Below are 14,932 nucleotides of genomic sequence, written 5' to 3' on the forward strand. Positions count from 1 at the left end.
CCGGGATCCTCGTACCCGGCCAGAGCGGAAGCCGATGTTCCGCCCCCATTCTCCGGCGAATCACCGACGGCACAACAGGGCCCGCCCACCTCGGTTCTCAGGAGCGGGATCGCTGTGTCAGGGCCACGCACGCGAGGACCACCAGTGCCGCCGCGATCGTGACCGGCCCGACCGACTCGTCGAGCAGCAGCCAGGCCCAGAGCATCGTCAGCAGCGGCTGGGCGAGCTGGGTCTGCCCGGCGCGGGCGATGCCGCCCATGGCCAGGCCCGCGTACCAGGGGATGAAGCCGAGGAACATCGAGACCAGCCCGGCGTACGCGAACCCGGCCAGTGAGGCGGCGTCCGGCCGCATGTCGGTGGTCAGCGCCAGCGTCACCGTGATCGGCACGGTCAGCGGGGCGGCGACGACGAGGGCGTGGGAGATCACCCGCCAGCCGGGGGTCTCGCGGGACAGGCGCCCACCCTCGGTGTAGGCGACGGCGGCCGACAGCAGGGCGCCGACGAGCAGCAGGTCGGCCCCGGTGATGTGGCCGCCGCCGACGCTGAGGGTGAAGGCCGTGATCGCCACAGCCCCGAGACCGCAGGACACCCAGAACAACGCTCTGGGCCGCTCCCCGGCCCGCAGCACCGCACAGGCGGCGGTGGCCGCCGGCAACAGCCCGATCACCACGGCGGCGTGCGAGGTGGAGGCGCCGGCGTCGAGTGCCAGACCGCTGAAGAGAGGGAAGCCGAACACCACGCCCGCCACGATCACGAGGTACGGCCGGAGCTGCGACCTGGGCGGCAGCAGCGGCGCTCGGGCCACGAGCAGGAAGGCGACCGCCGCGACGGCGGCGATGGCGGCACGTCCGATCGCGACCAGGTAGGGGTCGAAGCCCCTCATCGCGAAGACCGCCGAGGGGAACGATCCCGAGAACGACAGCACCCCGAGCCCGGCCAGCAGGGTCCCCCGCCGCGCCCTCGCCGTCTTTTCCCGCTCGCCCGGCGGCGCGCCACCGGATGGCGCCACTCCGGCCGGTCGACGGCCGGCGCCTTTACGGCCCTGGCGCGCTTCTCCCTGCACTACCGCGCCGGGCACCGTCACGACCGTCACATCGGAGGACACGAGTCCCGCGACCGCGGATTCGCCCGGAGTGTCGCCGACCGCTACTCGATTTGGCACGATAGCGCTACTCTTATCTCTCATGAATGACGATAGCAGTATCGTCCGATTGGCCGCCATACTGCGCGACGAGATCGGGCGGCTCCGCCCCGGCGACAGGCTACCGTCGAGCCGTGAGCTGGTCCGATTACACAACGTGAGCCCTGTGACCGTGTCGCGCGCGATCGGCAGGCTCGCCGCCGAAGGACGGGTGATCACGAAACCCGGCAGCGGCGCCTACGTGGCCCCGGCGATCACGCACGGTGGTGACGACACCGACATGTCCTGGCAGACGGTGGCGCTCGGCGACCGAACAGTGGACGACAGCGGGGTCAGCGGCCTGCTCGCCTCCCCGCCGGAAGGAGTCATCCCGCTCACCGGCGGCTATCTCAACACGGCCCTGCGCCCCTCCGGCGCCCTGTCGGCCGCCGCCTCCCGCGCGCTGCGGCGGCCCGACGTCTGGGCGATGCCACCCCTGGCCGGAGTGTCCGAGCTGCGCAGGTGGTTCGCCCAGGAGCTGAGTGGCGACATCGCCCCGTCGGACATCCTCGTCGTCAGCGGCGGGCAGGCGGCGCTCGTTCACACCTTCCGCGCCCTCGCCGCCCCGGGCACGCCCCTGCTCGTCGAGACACCCACCTACCCGGGCGCGCTGGCCGCGGCACGGGCCGCCGGGCTCCGCGCGACGGCTGTTCCCATGGACCGCGACGGGGTCAAACCCGAGCTCCTGGCGGAGGCGTTCGCCATCACCGGGGCGCGGGTCTTCTTCTGCCAGCCGACCCTGCACAACCCCACCGGCGCGATCCTGCCCCTCGAACGGCGCGAGCAGGTGCTGGCGATCGCCCGCGCCGCCGGGGCCTTCGTGATCGAGGACGACTACGCGCGCTACCTGACCTCGGCCCCGCCGCCGCCGCCCATGGTCACCCTGGACGCCCACGGCACGGTCGTGCACATCAACTCCCTGACCAAGGCCCTGTCACCCAGCGTGCGGGTCGCCGGGGTCGTCGCCAGGGGCCCCGCCGCACGACGAGTACGGGCGAACCAGCTCGTGGAGTCGTTCTTCGTGGCCAGGCCGCTCCAGGAGACGGCACTGGAGTTCGTCAGCTCACCCTCCTGGCGACGCCACCTGACCGCGCTGAACACCGAGCTGACGCTTCGCAGGAACACCCTCGCCACCGCCCTGACCACCCACATCCCCACCGCCGAGATCCACCTCGTCCCCCGCGGCGGCCTGCACATGTGGGTACGGCTGCCCGACGACCAAGACGAGGACGCCGTGGTGGAGGCGGCCAAGAGGGCGGGCGCCCTGGTGAGCCCCGGGCGCATCTACTACCCGGCCGAGCCTCCCGGCCCCCGCATCAGGGTGACCCACTCGGCGGCCGTCCACCCGGCCGAACTGGTCGAGGGCGTCCGCAGACTGGCCACCGCCCTGGCCGCCTCCTGACCTCTCGCCCCGGTGGGAGAGGCAGGGAATCACAACCCCCTAACGGCGTACAGTGGTTGCGAAGAGGTGAGTGAAGACATGGACAATCCCGCCGACCTGGTGATCGACTTCGTCAACACCTACGACGTCGAGAGCGACACCGACTCGATCCCCACCCCCGCGGCGCTGGCCGCCTGGCTCGGCGGGCGGGGCCTGATCCGGCCGGGAGAGGTGGCCGGCGAGACGGATCTGGCGACGGCCGTCGGCCTTCGCGAGGGTCTCCGCGCGGCGCTCCGGCACGACCATGACCGTCCCGGCGGTGCGGACGGCCACGGGGCCGGGCTACCGCGGGCGTTCGCCGCTCTTCCGCTCAGGGTCACCCTGACCGCCGACGGGCCGGTGCTCGAACCGGTCGTGACGGGAGTGCCCGGCGGGCTGGCCGAGATCGCCGCCGCCGTGATGGGCACCCACGCGGGCGGGATGTGGTCGCGCCTGAAGGTCTGCGCCGAGAGCACCTGCCAGTGGGCGTTCGTCGACTCCTCCAAGAACCGTTCACGCTCGTGGTGCTCCATGAGGGTCTGCGGCAACCGCACAAAGACAAGGGCATATCGGGCCCGTCGGCAGACGGAGCCGGGTTCACGTCATCTCTGAGTCGGATTCCCCGATACGGTGTAAGAGCCTGACTCACGGATCCACCCGCCTGATGCCCGCTCGCGTGGCACGAGATCCGCGAGACAGCGCGTTCCGAGGCGACGGCAGACGGCAGAGAAGGAGCGGGCCGAGATGGCAGACGTAGGCGTGCGGGCGGCTCGGCACGAGGATGTCGCCGCGGTGACGAGCACCCAGATCCGCGCCTGGAAGTACGGCTACCGGGATTTCCTTCCCGAAGGACCGCTGGAGCAGATGACCGGCCCGGCGGCCGAGAACATGTGGCGGCAGCAGTGGGACGACGCGATCACCTCGCCGCCCAGCTCCCGGCACCGCGTGCTGGTGGCCGTGGAGCAGGTGGTCCTCGACACCGACGCCTTCCCCGCGCTCGGCCCCGGCGGCATCGAGGCCATGGCGGCGATGCAGGGCGCCGAGAAGGTCGCGGGCCTGGCCTCGCACGCCCCGGCAGAGGACCCCGACCTCGACCCGACCACCGCCGGCGAGATGCTCACCTTCCTCATCGACCCCGACCACGTCCGGCGCGGTCACGGCAGCCGGCTGCTCAACGCCACCGTCGACTACCTCCGTGACGACGGCTACCACACCATCGTGACCTGGGTGTTCGCCGACAACTACGCGGTGCTCGGCTTCCTGGAGTCCGCCGGCTGGGGTGCCGACGGAGCCGAACGGGTCATCGACATGGGTCGTACGGTGCGGATGATCCGCCTGGCGACCGACATCAGCTAGAGCCGGAGAGGAACACCGCACCCCCATGGCCACCCCGAGCCAGTGGATCGCCGGAGCACGTCCACGCACCCTTCCCGCCGCCGTCGTCCCCGTCGCCATCGGCACCGGAGTCGCGGTCGGATACGGCGGAGGGGTGTGGTGGCGTGCCCTGCTGGCCCTGTTCGTGGCTCTCGCCCTCCAGGTGGGCGTCAACTACGCCAACGACTACAGCGACGGGGTGCGCGGCACCGACGAGGGCCGGGTCGGCCCGATGCGCCTGGTCGGCTCGGGTACCGCGCCGCCCCGCCAGGTCCTCGCCGCGGCCCTCGGGTGCTTCCTCGCCGCCGCGGTGGCGGGGCTGGGGCTCGTCGTGGCCACCGGGGCGTGGTGGCTGCTGCTGGTCGGCGCCATGGCGATCGCCGCCGCCTGGTTCTACACCGGCGGCTCCAACCCGTACGGCTACCGCGCGCTCGGCGAGATCTCGGTGTTCGTCTTCTTCGGTCTGGTCGCCGTGACGGGCACCACGTACGTCCAGCTCGAATACCTGCCCCCGCTCGCGGTGGCGGCGGCCGTCCCGGCCGGCCTGCTGGCCTGCGCGATGCTCGTGGTCAACAACCTGCGCGACATCGTGACCGACGGCCCGGCGGGCAAGCGCACCATGGCCGTGGTGCTCGGCGATCCCCGCACCCGCGTCCTCTACACCCTCTGCCTGGTGCTGCCCCTGCTGATCGCCCCCGCACTGGCGCCCTGGCAGCCGTTCGCGGCGCTGGCACTGCTCGCCGCCCCGCTCGCCGTCGCCCCGGTGAAGGCGGTCCGGGCGGGCGCCACGGGCCCGGCGCTCATCGCGACGCTCCAGCAGACGGGCCGCTTCCAGCTCGGGTACGGGCTGCTGCTGACCATCGGCCTGGCGCTCTGACCCGCTCGGGGATGCCTTCCCCGCTCCTGCCGGAGAGGCAACGGGCGGCTCAGAGGACGCGGCGCATCACGACGCGGGGAGCGATCTCGATGCCCAGCTCCCGCTCGTGGCGCACCAGCTCCGCCATCTCCGGCCCCCACTCGGCGGGGTCGAGCACGGCGAAGCCGTGCCGGGCGTACCAGGGGGCGTTCCAGGGCACGTCGCGGTAGGTCGTCAGCGTCACGGCGGCCAGACCGGTCGAGACCGCGTGGTCGCAGACGGCCTCCAGCAGGCACCCGCCCGCTCCCCGGCGCCCGTGGTCGGGATGGACGGCGAGCTGGTCGAGGTGGAGCTGCCCGTCGACCAGGCCGACCATGGCGAACCCGATCGGCGGGTCACCCGCGACGAGCACCCGACCGGGGTCCTCGGTCTCCTCGATCATCGTGGTCCCCGGCGGGAAGGTGATCCCGACCTCGGCGAAGATCCCGTCGGCCGCGACCTCCACCGCCACCAGCCCGGCCAGCTCCTCCGGCCGTGCCCAGCGGACCTCGGTCGCAGTCGAAGATCGAGTGCTTGTCATGGAACCGGAGGATACCGCGGCACCGCGCGCAGACCATAAGGGTTGTCCGGTGGGAGATGACGCCTCAGCGGCCGTCGAACCTGCCCGCCTCCTGCCGGAACTCGGTGCCGTGACAGAGCGGTCAGGCAGGCTCGGATCCCGTCATGGTCGCGCGACGAACGCCCCCGGGGCCCCTGGGAGCCTCGGGGGGCCGAGGAGCGGCGCGGCGAGGACGTGTGGTGCGCCGGGCCTCGTCACACCCGTCAGAGGTCGAGAAGGGGCTCCAGGCCGACGGTCAGGCCGGGGAGCTCGCGGACCCGGCGCACGCCCAGGAGCACGCCGGGGGTGAACGACGAGCGGTTCATCGTGTCGTGGCGGATGGTCAGGATCTCGCCGGCGCCGCCCAGGATGACCTCCTGGTGGGCGATGAGCCCGGCCAGCCGTACCGCGTGCACCCGCACCCCGTCGACGTCGGCGCCGCGGGCCCCGTCCAGCTCCGTGCTGGTGGCGTCGGGCATCGGCGCGGAACCCGCCTTGCGCCGGGCCTCGGCGATCAGCTCGGCGGTGTGGCGGGCGGTGCCCGAGGGCGCGTCCGCCTTGTTGGGGTGGTGCAGCTCGACGATCTCGGCGGACTCGAAGTAGCGGGCGGCCTGCTGGGCGAAGTGCATCATGAGCACCGCCGCGATGCCGAAGTTGGGGGCGATCAGCGCGTTGACGCCCGGGTTGGCGTCCAGCCAGCCCCTGACCGTCGCCAGCCGCCCGGCGTCGAAGCCCGTGGTGCCGACCACCGGGTGGACGCCGTGGGAGATGCACCACTTGAGGTTGTCCATGACGACGTCGGGGTGGGTGAAGTCGACCACCACCTCGGCGCGCTCCAGCTCCTCGATCGGGTCGCCCTGGTCGACCGCCGCGACCAGCTCCAGATCGTCCGCCGCCTCGACGGCCTTGCACACTTCGACACCGACGCGCCCTCGGGCGCCGAGAACTCCAACCCTGATCACGGCCCCAAGGCTATACCGTGCGGGCCCGCCGGACTGTCGCGGACCACCGGGTCCGGAGAGCCGCCCCGGAGACGCGGACGGCCCCGGCGCGGGAACGCGCCGGGGCCGCTCGCAGACGGGGTCGTCAGCCGGCCAGCGTCGCGCTGAAGTCCCTGTCCTCGTCGTAGGGGCCGATGACCGCGAGGGACATCGGACGGTTGAGGACGTCCGCGGCGACCGCGGTGATCTCCTCAGGGGTCACCGCGTCGATCCTGCCGAGCAGGTCGTCGACCGAGAGCAGCTCGTCGAAGACCAGCTCGCCCTTGCCGATCCTGGACATCCGGGAGCCGGTGTCCTCCAGGCCGAGCACGAGACCGCCGCGCATCTGACCCTTGCCCCGGACGATCTCCTCCTCGGTGATGCCGTCGGCGATCACGCGGAGCACCTCCTCGCGGCAGATCTTCAGCACGTCGTCGATCTTCGACGGCAGGCAGCCGACGTAGATGCCGAACTGGCCGGTGTCGGCGAGGGCGGAGGTGTAGGAGTAGGCCGAGTAGGCGAGGCCCCTCTTCTCCCTGATCTCCTGGAACAGCCGCGATGACATGCCGCCGCCGAGCGCCGCGTTGAGCACGCCGAGCGCGAAGCGGCGATCGTCGGTGCGGGTCAGCGCGGTCGTACCGAGGACCAGGTTGGCCTGCTCGGTCGGCCGGTGCACCACCCGGGTACCCGAGCGGGCCTCGACACCGGGCCCCGACACGCGCGGGGGAACCGGCGAGGCGTCCCCGCCCAGGGCCCCCGCCCGCTCGTAGGCCGCGGCGACCAGGGCCACGACCCGCTCGTGGTCGATGTTGCCCGCCACCGACACCACGGTGTGGGTGGGCAGGTAGTAGCGCCGGTAGTACTCGGCGATCCGGTCCCGGGTGACCGCGGTGATCGAGTCGACGGTGCCGAGGATCGGCCTGCCGACGGGCGTGTCGCCGTACAGCTCGGCGGAGAACTGCTCGTGCACCACGTCGGAGGGGTCGTCGTCGTGCATGGCGATCTCCTCCAGGATCACGCCACGCTCGGCCTCGACGTCCTCGGGGGTGATGAGCGAGGAGGTCACCACATCGGCGAGCACGTCGATCGCCACCCGCAGGTCCTCGTCGAGGACCCGCGCGTAGTAGCAGGTGTACTCCTTGGCGGTGAAGGCGTTGATCTCGCCGCCGATGCCCTCGATGGCCGCGGAGATCTCCAGCGCGTCCCGCGTGGGGGTCCCCTTGAACAGCAGGTGCTCAAGGAAGTGGGAGGAGCCCATGTGCTGGGGGGACTCGTCTCTCGATCCGATGCCGACCCACATGCCGACCGCGACGGAACGCACGGTCGGCATGGACTCGGTCACCACCCGGAGCCCACCGGGGAGGACGGTGCGCTTCACCACCCCGGAGCCCTCCTTACCGGGGTGCAGAGTGGTGGTGATCACGAGTTGCGGTCTTCCCCTCCGCCACGGTTGCCGCTGCTGCGGGTACGGGTGCGGCGGGGCCGCTCCTCGCGCGGCCGGTCGTCGGCGGGCGCCTCGGCCTGCGGGGCCGCCGAGGTGTCGGAGTCGCCGGCGTCGGCCTTGGCCGCGGCCTCCTTCTCGATGACCTCGACGGGCACCAGGGAGAGCTTGCCGCGCGAGTCGATCTCGGCGATCTCCACCTGGATCTTCTCACCGACGTTCATGACGTCCTCGACGTTCTCGATGCGCTTGCCACCGTGCAGCTTGCGGATCTGGGAGACGTGCAGGAGGCCGTCCTTGCCCGGCATGAGGGAGATGAAGGCGCCGAAGGCGGCGATCTTGACGACCGTGCCCAGGTAGCGCTCGCCGACCTCCGGCATGTGCGGGTTCGCGATGGCGTTGATCGCCGACCTGGCCGCCTCGGCGGACGGGCCGTCGGTGGCGCCGATGTAGATGGTTCCGTCGTCCTCGAGGGTGATCTCGGCGCCGGTGTCGTCCTGGATCTGGTTGATCATCTTGCCCTTCGGGCCGATGACCTCTCCGATCTTGTCCACCGGAATCTTGATCGTGATGATGCGCGGAGCCGTGACGTTCATCTCCGCCGGGGAGTCGATGGCCTCCTGCATCACGTCGATGATGGCCAGGCGGGCGCCCTTGGCCTGCTTCAGCGCGGCCGCCAGCACGGAGGCCGGAATGCCGTCCAGCTTGGTGTCGAGCTGGAGCGCGGTGATGACGTCCTTGGTGCCGGCGACCTTGAAGTCCATGTCGCCCATGGCGTCCTCGGCCCCGAGGATGTCGGTCAGCGTGACGTACTGGTCGCCCTCGTTGATGAGCCCCATCGCGATGCCCGCGACGATGCCCTTGAGCGGGACACCCGCGTCGAGCAGCGCCATCGTCGAGGCGCAGACCGACCCCATGGAGGTCGAGCCGTTGGAACCCAGCGCCTCGGAGACCTGACGGATCGCGTACGGGAACTCCTCGCGCAGCGGCAGGACGGGCAGCAGCGCCCGCTCGGCGAGCGCGCCGTGGCCGATCTCGCGCCGCTTGGGAGAGCCCACGCGGCCGGTCTCGCCGGTGGAGTAGGGCGGGAAGTTGTAGTTGTGCATGTAGCGCTTGGTGCGCTCGGGGTTGAGCGTGTCGATCATCTGCTCCATGCGCAGCATGTTGAGGGTGGTGATGCCCAGGATCTGGGTCTCACCGCGCTCGAACAGGGCCGAACCGTGCACCCGGGGCACGACGTGGACCTCGGCGCTGAGCTGCCTGATGTCCTTGACGCCGCGGCCGTCGATACGGACGCCCTCGGCGATGACGCGCTCGCGCATGAGCTTCTTGGTCAGCGACCTGAAGGCGGCGCTGATCTCCTTCTCGCGGCCCTCGAAGTCGGGTCCGACCTTCTCCAGCGCCAGGGCCTTGACCCTGTCGAGCTCGATCTCGCGCTCCTGCTTGCCCGCGATGGTCAGCGCGGCGGCGAGCTCGCTCCTGATCGCGCCGGTCACGGCCTCCAGGACGTCGTCCTGGTAGTCGAGGAAGAGCGGGTACTCGGCGGTCTCCTTGGCGGCGACCTTCGCGACCTTGGCCTGCGCCTCGCAGAGCACCTTGATGAACGGCTTGGAAGCCTCCAGGCCCTGCGCCACGGTCTCCTCGGTCGGCGCCATGGCCCCCTCGGCGACGAGCTTGAGCGTGTCGCGGGTGGACTCGGCCTCGACCATCATGATCGCGACGTCGCCGTCGTCGAGCACGCGGCCCGCGACCACCATGTCGAAGGTGGCGTTCGCCAGCTCGGAGTTGGTCGGGAAGGCGACCCACTGGCCCTCGATCAGCGCGACGCGGACGCCGCCGATCGGGCCGGAGAACGGCAGCCCCGCCAGCTGGGTGGAGAGGGACGCGGCGTTGATCGCGACGACGTCGTACAGGTGCTCGGGGTGGAGCGCCATGATGGTGGCGACCACCTGGATCTCGTTGCGCAGGCCCTTGACGAACGAGGGGCGCAGCGGCCGGTCGATCAGGCGACAGGTGAGGATGGCGTCCTCGGAGGGACGGCCCTCACGCCGGAAGAACGAACCGGGAATGCGGCCCGCGGCGTACATCCGCTCCTCGACGTCCACCGTGAGGGGGAAGAAGTCGAGGTTCTCCTTGGGATTCTTGGACGCGGTGGTCGCGGAGAGGACCATCGTGTCGTCGTCGAGGTAGACGACGGCGGAACCCGCCGCCTGGCGCGCGAGCCGCCCGGTCTCGAACCGGATGGTACGCGTGCCGAATGAGCCGTTGTCTATAACGGCTTCGCTGCTGTGGACACCCTCCACGGGGGACCTCCTTGTGGGTCGGTCGCCCGCGTCCGGCCAGACGCACGTGTCGCGCCTGGTTCGTCGTGTTGCCGGCTCCCCGTAGGTGCAGCGCCGGTCTTCGATCGAAGCGCCCGGTTCCGTATGGCTTGTGCCAAGATGACCGGGGGCCACTACCGAGGACCGGCCCTCCGACGCCGTGGGGCGCGCTTGCTTGCGGACGCGGGGCACTGTCTCGGCTATTCAGTTTGCTCACTGGAACGGTGTCTTCATGGCGCGACGCGCCGACACCGGACCATATGAGATGAGGGAGCGGCATGCAGGCCGCTCCCTCATGACTCTATCGGCGCAGGCCGAGCCGCTCGATGAGCGAACGGTAGCGCGCGATGTCCTTGCTCTGCAGGTACTTCAGCAGCCGGCGGCGGCGGCCGACGAGCAGCAGCAGACCGCGACGGCTGTGGTGGTCGTGCTTGTGCACCTTCAGGTGCTCGGTGAGCTCGCTGATGCGCTTGCTCAGCAGCGCGATCTGCACCTCGGGCGAACCGGTGTCGGTCTCACCCTTGGCGTAGTCACCGATGATCTGCTTCTTTGCGGCGGTGTCGAGCGACACTTCTCTCCTTGAACCTCTACGGGCACGCGCAATTCCGGCTCCCCGAACGACCGTGCGTGCCTACAGTCGCCGTGGCGAGATCAGCATCGGGATCACGAGAACACCGATTACAGAGCTGACATGCCAGGCTACCATCGGCCTCGCAGCCCCCGCACATCATGCGGGAGCCCCATGGCTCCGGCCCCCGTGAACCGCCCCTCCCAAGGGGCCCGCGGGGACGGTGACGGCCCTTGTGGCGCGAGGGTCGTGCGGGAGAGATCAGCCGGTCAGGCGCCGCACCTCGTCCACGTCCGCGTGGATCTGCTCGATGAGCGCCTCGATCGAGTCGAACCTGGTGTTGCCGCGGAGCCTCGGCCCGAAGTCGACGGCCACGTGCGCGCCGTAGAGGTCGAGGTCGTCACGGTCGAGCGCGTACGCCTCGACGGTGCGGGGCACGCCCTCGAAGGTCGGATTGGTACCCACGGAGATCGCCGCGGGCCAGCGCTCGCCGCCGTACACGGCGGGCAGGTTGCCGGTCTCGACGCCCTGCAGCCAGCCGGCGTAAACGCCGTCGGCGGGGATCGCGGTGAACTCCGGCGACTCCAGGTTGGCCGTCGGGAAACCGAGCTGCCGGCCGCGCTGGTAGCCGCGGACCACCACACCCTCGACCCGGTGCGGGCGGCCGAGCGTCAGCCTGACCGCCTCCATGTCACCGGAGGCGATCTGCTCGCGGATCAGCGTGGAGGAGATCGTCTCACCATCGCTGACCAGCGGGACCGCCTCGGCCACGAAGTCGTACTTCTCGCCGAGGGTGCGCAGCGTCTCCACGTCACCGGAGGCCTTGTGGCCGAAGCGGAAGTTCTCCCCCACCACGACCCCGGCGGCGTGCAGCCGGTCGACGAGCACGGTCTGCACGAACTCGTCGGGGCTCATCCGGGAGAACTCCAGGGTGAACGGCAGGACGCACACCGCGTCGACCCCCAGCCCGGCCAGAAGCTCGGTGCGGTGCCTGGCCGTCGTCAGCCTCGGAGGGTGCGTGCCGGGCCGCACCACCTCCTCCGGATGCGGGTCGAAGGTCACCACCACCGAGGGCACTCCAAGATCCGCGGCCATCGCGACGGCTCTAGCCACCATCTGCTGATGCCCGCGGTGAACGCCGTCGAAGACGCCGATCGTGACGACGGACCTGCCCCAGTCTTCGGGCACGTCGTCCAATCCGTGCCAGCCTCGCACCGCAGCCTCTTCCCCTTGTAGCGGATCGACCCCTAAAGCCTGCCATGCTCTTGGACCTTCTCCCCAATCGGGGAGCCCCTTGGCGTCGACGTGCCCCCTGACGTCGGTCGAAGGCGCACCCACCACGGTACGGCCGTCAGGGGACGAACACCGCCAGGGACTTGGCGATCTTGCCGTGCTCCTCCACCAGTGCCACCAGCGTGCCGTCGGGGCCGAACACCCCGATGGGCCCGTCCCCCATGCCCAGCGCGGGAAGCCGTCCACCGTGCGCGACGGAGCCCGCCTCCGCCGCGGTCACGTCCCGGCGGGGAAAGGCCGCCGCGACGGCGTCGGCCATCGGCAGGATCACGCACTCGGCGGCGAGCCCCTCCAGGGTGTGGGCCGCCGACAGGTCGTAGGGGCCCACCCGGGTACGGCGCAGGGCGGTCAGATGGCCGCCGACGCCCAGACCGGCGCCCAGGTCACGGGCGAGCGCGCGGATGTAGGTGCCGCTGGAGCAGGAGACCGAGGCGTCGACGTCGACGAGGTCGCCGTGCCGTCGCACCGCGGTGATCTCGAAACCCGACACGGTCACCGGGCGTGGCTTGAGCGTGACCTCCTCCCCCGCCCTGGCTCGCTTGTAGGCCCGTTCGCCGTTCACCTTGATGGCGCTGACCTGCGGCGGGATCTGCATGATCGGACCGGTCAGTGCGGCGACCCCCTTGCGGACGTCCTCCTCGGTGACACCCGCCGCCGACGCCGTAGCGATGATCTCCCCCTCGGCGTCGTCGGTGTTGGTGGCCTGGCCGAGGCGGATCGTGGCGTCGTAGCCCTTCTCGGTGAGCGCGAGGTGGCCGAGCAGGCGGGTGGCCTTCTCGACGCCGACCACCAGCACCCCGGTGGCCATCGGGTCGAGGGTGCCCGCGTGGCCGACCTTGCGGGTGCCCGCGATGCCGCGGAGCTTGGCCACGACATCGTGGGAGGTCCACTCGGCGGGCTTGTCGACGATGATCAGCCCGCTCGGCGGCGGGGTGCGCTTGGCGCGAGCCGTGCTCAATGGGATTCCTTTGACAGATGTGTCAGGAGAGTTCTACAGCAGTGCCCGGAGACTGGCGATCGTCTCCTCGACGGGCAGGTGGGAGGTGAAACCCGCCGCCTTGGCGTGCCCGCCGCCGCCCAGTTCGGCACAGACGCGCGAGACGTCCACCCCGCCCTTGGAGCGCGTCGAGACCTGCCAGGCGCCCTCGTCGTCCTCCTTGAGGATCGCGGCGACGTCCGCCTCGTCGGTGCGCCGGACCACGTCGATGATCCCCTCCACCTCGTCGTACGGCAGCCCGTACGCGGCCCGGTCGGCCCGGGTGACGAACGTCCAGACCAGGCCGCCGCCCACCTCGGGCTCCAGCCGAACCCGCTCCAGCGCGGCACCGAGCACCTTCAGGTAGCCGAACGGGGAACGGTCCCACAGCTCACGGGCGATCTGCTCGGGGTCAAGCCCGCATGCCACCAGCCGGGCGGCCATGGCATGCGCCCGCGGGGTGGTGGAGGAGTGCCGGAACGAGCCGGTGTCGGTGACGAGCCCGACGTACAGGCAGGTCGCGACGGCCCCGTCGATCGGCAGGCCGAGCCTGCGGATCAACTCCTCGGCGAGCACGGCGGTGGCTGCGGCGGCGGGGTCGATCAGGTTGAGCGTGCCGAACCCGGTGTTGGACGGATGGTGGTCCAGCACGATCAGCTCTCGTGCCCTGACCGCGTTTCCGGCCAGCGTGCCAAGGCGCTCGGCGGTGGGGACGTCGAAGGTGACCATCACCTCGGGTACCGCGGGATAGTGCGCGGGGTCGGTCAGCAGGTCCTGCCCCGGCAGGAAGCGGAGCAGCCTTGGCACATGGAAACTCCGGTCACCGAAGGACGCGGTGACCCGCTTGCCCGCCGCGCGCAGCGCGAGCCCGACGGCCAGCGTGGAGCCGAGCGCGTCGCCGTCGGGCGAGACGTGACAGGCCAGCGCGACCTCGTCCGCGGCCGAGACGAGCTCGACGGCCCGGTCCCAGTCCTGGCCGGAGACCGGGCCGTCGGCACGCGGATCGGGCGTCACGTCGCGGAGCGTCCCGCGCGCTCCGAGGATTCGTCCTCTTCGTCCCCGAAGTCGTGGTCCCTGTCCTCGGGCTTGCGGTAGGGGTCGGCGTCCCCCGCGTGCAGGGCCCCCTCGGCCCGCTTGGCGATCTCCACGTCCCTGGCCTTCGCCTCGGCGAGCAGATCCTCCAGGTGACGGGCGGTGTCCGGGAGCGGGTCGTGGGTGAACGTCAGCGTCGGCGTGTGGCGCAGTCCCGTCTGGCGGCCCACCTCCGAACGGATGAGCCCCTTGGCGCTCTCCAGCGCCAGGGCGGAGTCGGCTCGTTCCGCCTCAGAGCCGAAAACGGTGTAGAACACCGTGGCGTCGCTCAGGTCGTTGGTGATTCGCGTGTCCGTCACGGTCACGAACCCCAGCCTGGGGTCCTTGATCCGGCGCTCCAGCATCTCCGCCACGACCTGCTGGATCCGGTCGGCGATCTTGCGTGCTCGTGCGGCGTCCATAGCTCCCCCCTTCTTGTGGGAACGGCCGGAGCGGGAGGGGTGCCTCCGCCGCCGGCCGTCTCCACACCTAGTCTTCGTCCTCGTTGTAGAGCCGGTGTCTGGCGGACAGCAACTCGATCTCCGGGCGGAACGCGATCAGCCGCTCGCAGTCGTCCAGCACCGCACCGCAGTTGGCCGCGGTGGCGGAGACGACCGCGATCCCGATCTCGGTACGGCGGTGCAGATCGAGATGACCGGTCTCCGCCACGGCCACACCCGGGAACCGTCGCTGCACCTCGGCGACGATGGGACGCACCACCGAGCGCTTCTGCTTCAGCGAGTGGACCTCGCCGAGCAGGATGTCCAATGTCAGGGCACCTACATACATAGTGGATCACCCGCCACGATCGTCACTGTGCCACCTCAGGGGCGGGCCGCCCGCCGGGGGGGCCC

15 protein-coding genes are annotated in these 14,932 nt (G+C 71.0%); 4 read left to right on the forward strand and 11 right to left on the reverse strand.

Features of this window, described 5'->3' with window-relative positions:
• Positions 1 to 97: 97 nt before the first annotated feature.
• On the reverse strand, positions 98 to 1,162 hold the full coding sequence (locus ABZU75_RS30025; protein WP_355561286.1) for a DMT family transporter: 1,065 nt from the start codon (positions 1,160 to 1,162) through the stop codon (positions 98 to 100).
• Between the two features lie 22 nt (positions 1,163 to 1,184).
• On the opposite strand from ABZU75_RS30025, the gene ABZU75_RS30030 reads away from it, so the two are divergent.
• The 4 genes from ABZU75_RS30030 to ABZU75_RS30045 all read left to right on the forward strand — a co-directional run bounded on the left by ABZU75_RS30030 (position 1,185) and on the right by ABZU75_RS30045 (position 4,851).
• The gene (locus tag ABZU75_RS30030) at positions 1,185 to 2,582 is read left to right on the forward strand and encodes a PLP-dependent aminotransferase family protein (protein ID WP_355561289.1); all 1,398 of its coding nucleotides are present in this window, start codon (positions 1,185 to 1,187) and stop codon (positions 2,580 to 2,582) included.
• 78 nt (positions 2,583 to 2,660) lie between these two features.
• Positions 2,661 to 3,212, forward strand: coding sequence for a CGNR zinc finger domain-containing protein (locus tag ABZU75_RS30035; RefSeq protein ID WP_355561292.1), 552 nt, complete (start codon positions 2,661 to 2,663; stop codon positions 3,210 to 3,212).
• 132 nt (positions 3,213 to 3,344) lie between these two features.
• Positions 3,345 to 3,956, forward strand: coding sequence for a GNAT family N-acetyltransferase (locus ABZU75_RS30040; RefSeq protein WP_350913053.1), 612 nt, complete (start codon positions 3,345 to 3,347; stop codon positions 3,954 to 3,956).
• Between the two features lie 25 nt (positions 3,957 to 3,981).
• Positions 3,982 to 4,851: a 1,4-dihydroxy-2-naphthoate polyprenyltransferase gene (locus ABZU75_RS30045; RefSeq protein ID WP_355561296.1), complete on the forward strand. Its 870-nt coding sequence runs from the start codon at positions 3,982 to 3,984 to the stop codon at positions 4,849 to 4,851.
• Between the two features lie 49 nt (positions 4,852 to 4,900).
• On the opposite strand, the gene ABZU75_RS30050 is transcribed toward ABZU75_RS30045, so the two are convergent.
• The 10 genes from ABZU75_RS30050 to ABZU75_RS30095 all read right to left on the reverse strand — a co-directional run bounded on the left by ABZU75_RS30050 (position 4,901) and on the right by ABZU75_RS30095 (position 14,867).
• Positions 4,901 to 5,410 carry a GNAT family N-acetyltransferase gene (locus ABZU75_RS30050; protein WP_355561299.1) on the reverse strand — a complete coding sequence of 170 codons (510 nt, stop codon included), beginning with the start codon at positions 5,408 to 5,410 and terminating at the stop codon, positions 4,901 to 4,903.
• Positions 5,411 to 5,652: 242 nt separating this feature from the next.
• Complete coding sequence (dapB, locus tag ABZU75_RS30055; RefSeq protein WP_350913047.1) at positions 5,653 to 6,390, reverse strand: 4-hydroxy-tetrahydrodipicolinate reductase; 738 nt, start codon at positions 6,388 to 6,390, stop codon at positions 5,653 to 5,655.
• A 124-nt stretch (positions 6,391 to 6,514) separates the two neighbouring features.
• Entirely contained in the window at positions 6,515 to 7,828 is a 1,314-nt protein-coding gene (locus ABZU75_RS30060) for a pitrilysin family protein (RefSeq protein ID WP_355561316.1), read from the reverse strand.
• Entirely contained in the window at positions 7,828 to 10,152 is a 2,325-nt protein-coding gene (locus ABZU75_RS30065) for a polyribonucleotide nucleotidyltransferase (RefSeq protein WP_355561302.1), read from the reverse strand. The genes ABZU75_RS30060 and ABZU75_RS30065 overlap by 1 nt, the downstream gene beginning before the upstream one ends.
• 319 nt (positions 10,153 to 10,471) lie before the next feature.
• Positions 10,472 to 10,741: a 30S ribosomal protein S15 gene (gene rpsO, locus ABZU75_RS30070; RefSeq protein WP_030904195.1), complete on the reverse strand. Its 270-nt coding sequence runs from the start codon at positions 10,739 to 10,741 to the stop codon at positions 10,472 to 10,474.
• A 258-nt stretch (positions 10,742 to 10,999) separates the two neighbouring features.
• Positions 11,000 to 11,953 carry a bifunctional riboflavin kinase/FAD synthetase gene (locus ABZU75_RS30075; RefSeq protein ID WP_343973847.1) on the reverse strand — a complete coding sequence of 318 codons (954 nt, stop codon included), beginning with the start codon at positions 11,951 to 11,953 and terminating at the stop codon, positions 11,000 to 11,002.
• Positions 11,954 to 12,089: 136 nt separating this feature from the next.
• Entirely contained in the window at positions 12,090 to 12,989 is a 900-nt protein-coding gene (truB, locus tag ABZU75_RS30080; protein WP_355561306.1) for a tRNA pseudouridine(55) synthase TruB, read from the reverse strand.
• Positions 12,990 to 13,022: 33 nt separating this feature from the next.
• Entirely contained in the window at positions 13,023 to 14,021 is a 999-nt protein-coding gene (locus ABZU75_RS30085; protein WP_355561309.1) for a DHH family phosphoesterase, read from the reverse strand.
• On the reverse strand, positions 14,018 to 14,500 hold the full coding sequence (gene rbfA / locus ABZU75_RS30090; RefSeq protein WP_350913038.1) for a 30S ribosome-binding factor RbfA: 483 nt from the start codon (positions 14,498 to 14,500) through the stop codon (positions 14,018 to 14,020). Before rbfA ends, ABZU75_RS30085 begins: the two co-directional genes overlap by 4 nt.
• A gap of 67 nt (positions 14,501 to 14,567) precedes the next feature.
• Positions 14,568 to 14,867 (reverse strand): DUF503 domain-containing protein, encoded by a 300-nt coding sequence (locus tag ABZU75_RS30095; RefSeq protein ID WP_030904200.1) that lies wholly within the window; start codon positions 14,865 to 14,867, stop codon positions 14,568 to 14,570.
• Positions 14,868 to 14,932 lie beyond the last annotated feature (65 nt).

The organism is Streptosporangium sp. NPDC005286 (assembly GCF_040607515.1).
In the GTDB taxonomy this organism is placed as follows: Bacteria; Actinomycetota; Actinomycetes; order Streptosporangiales; family Streptosporangiaceae; genus Streptosporangium.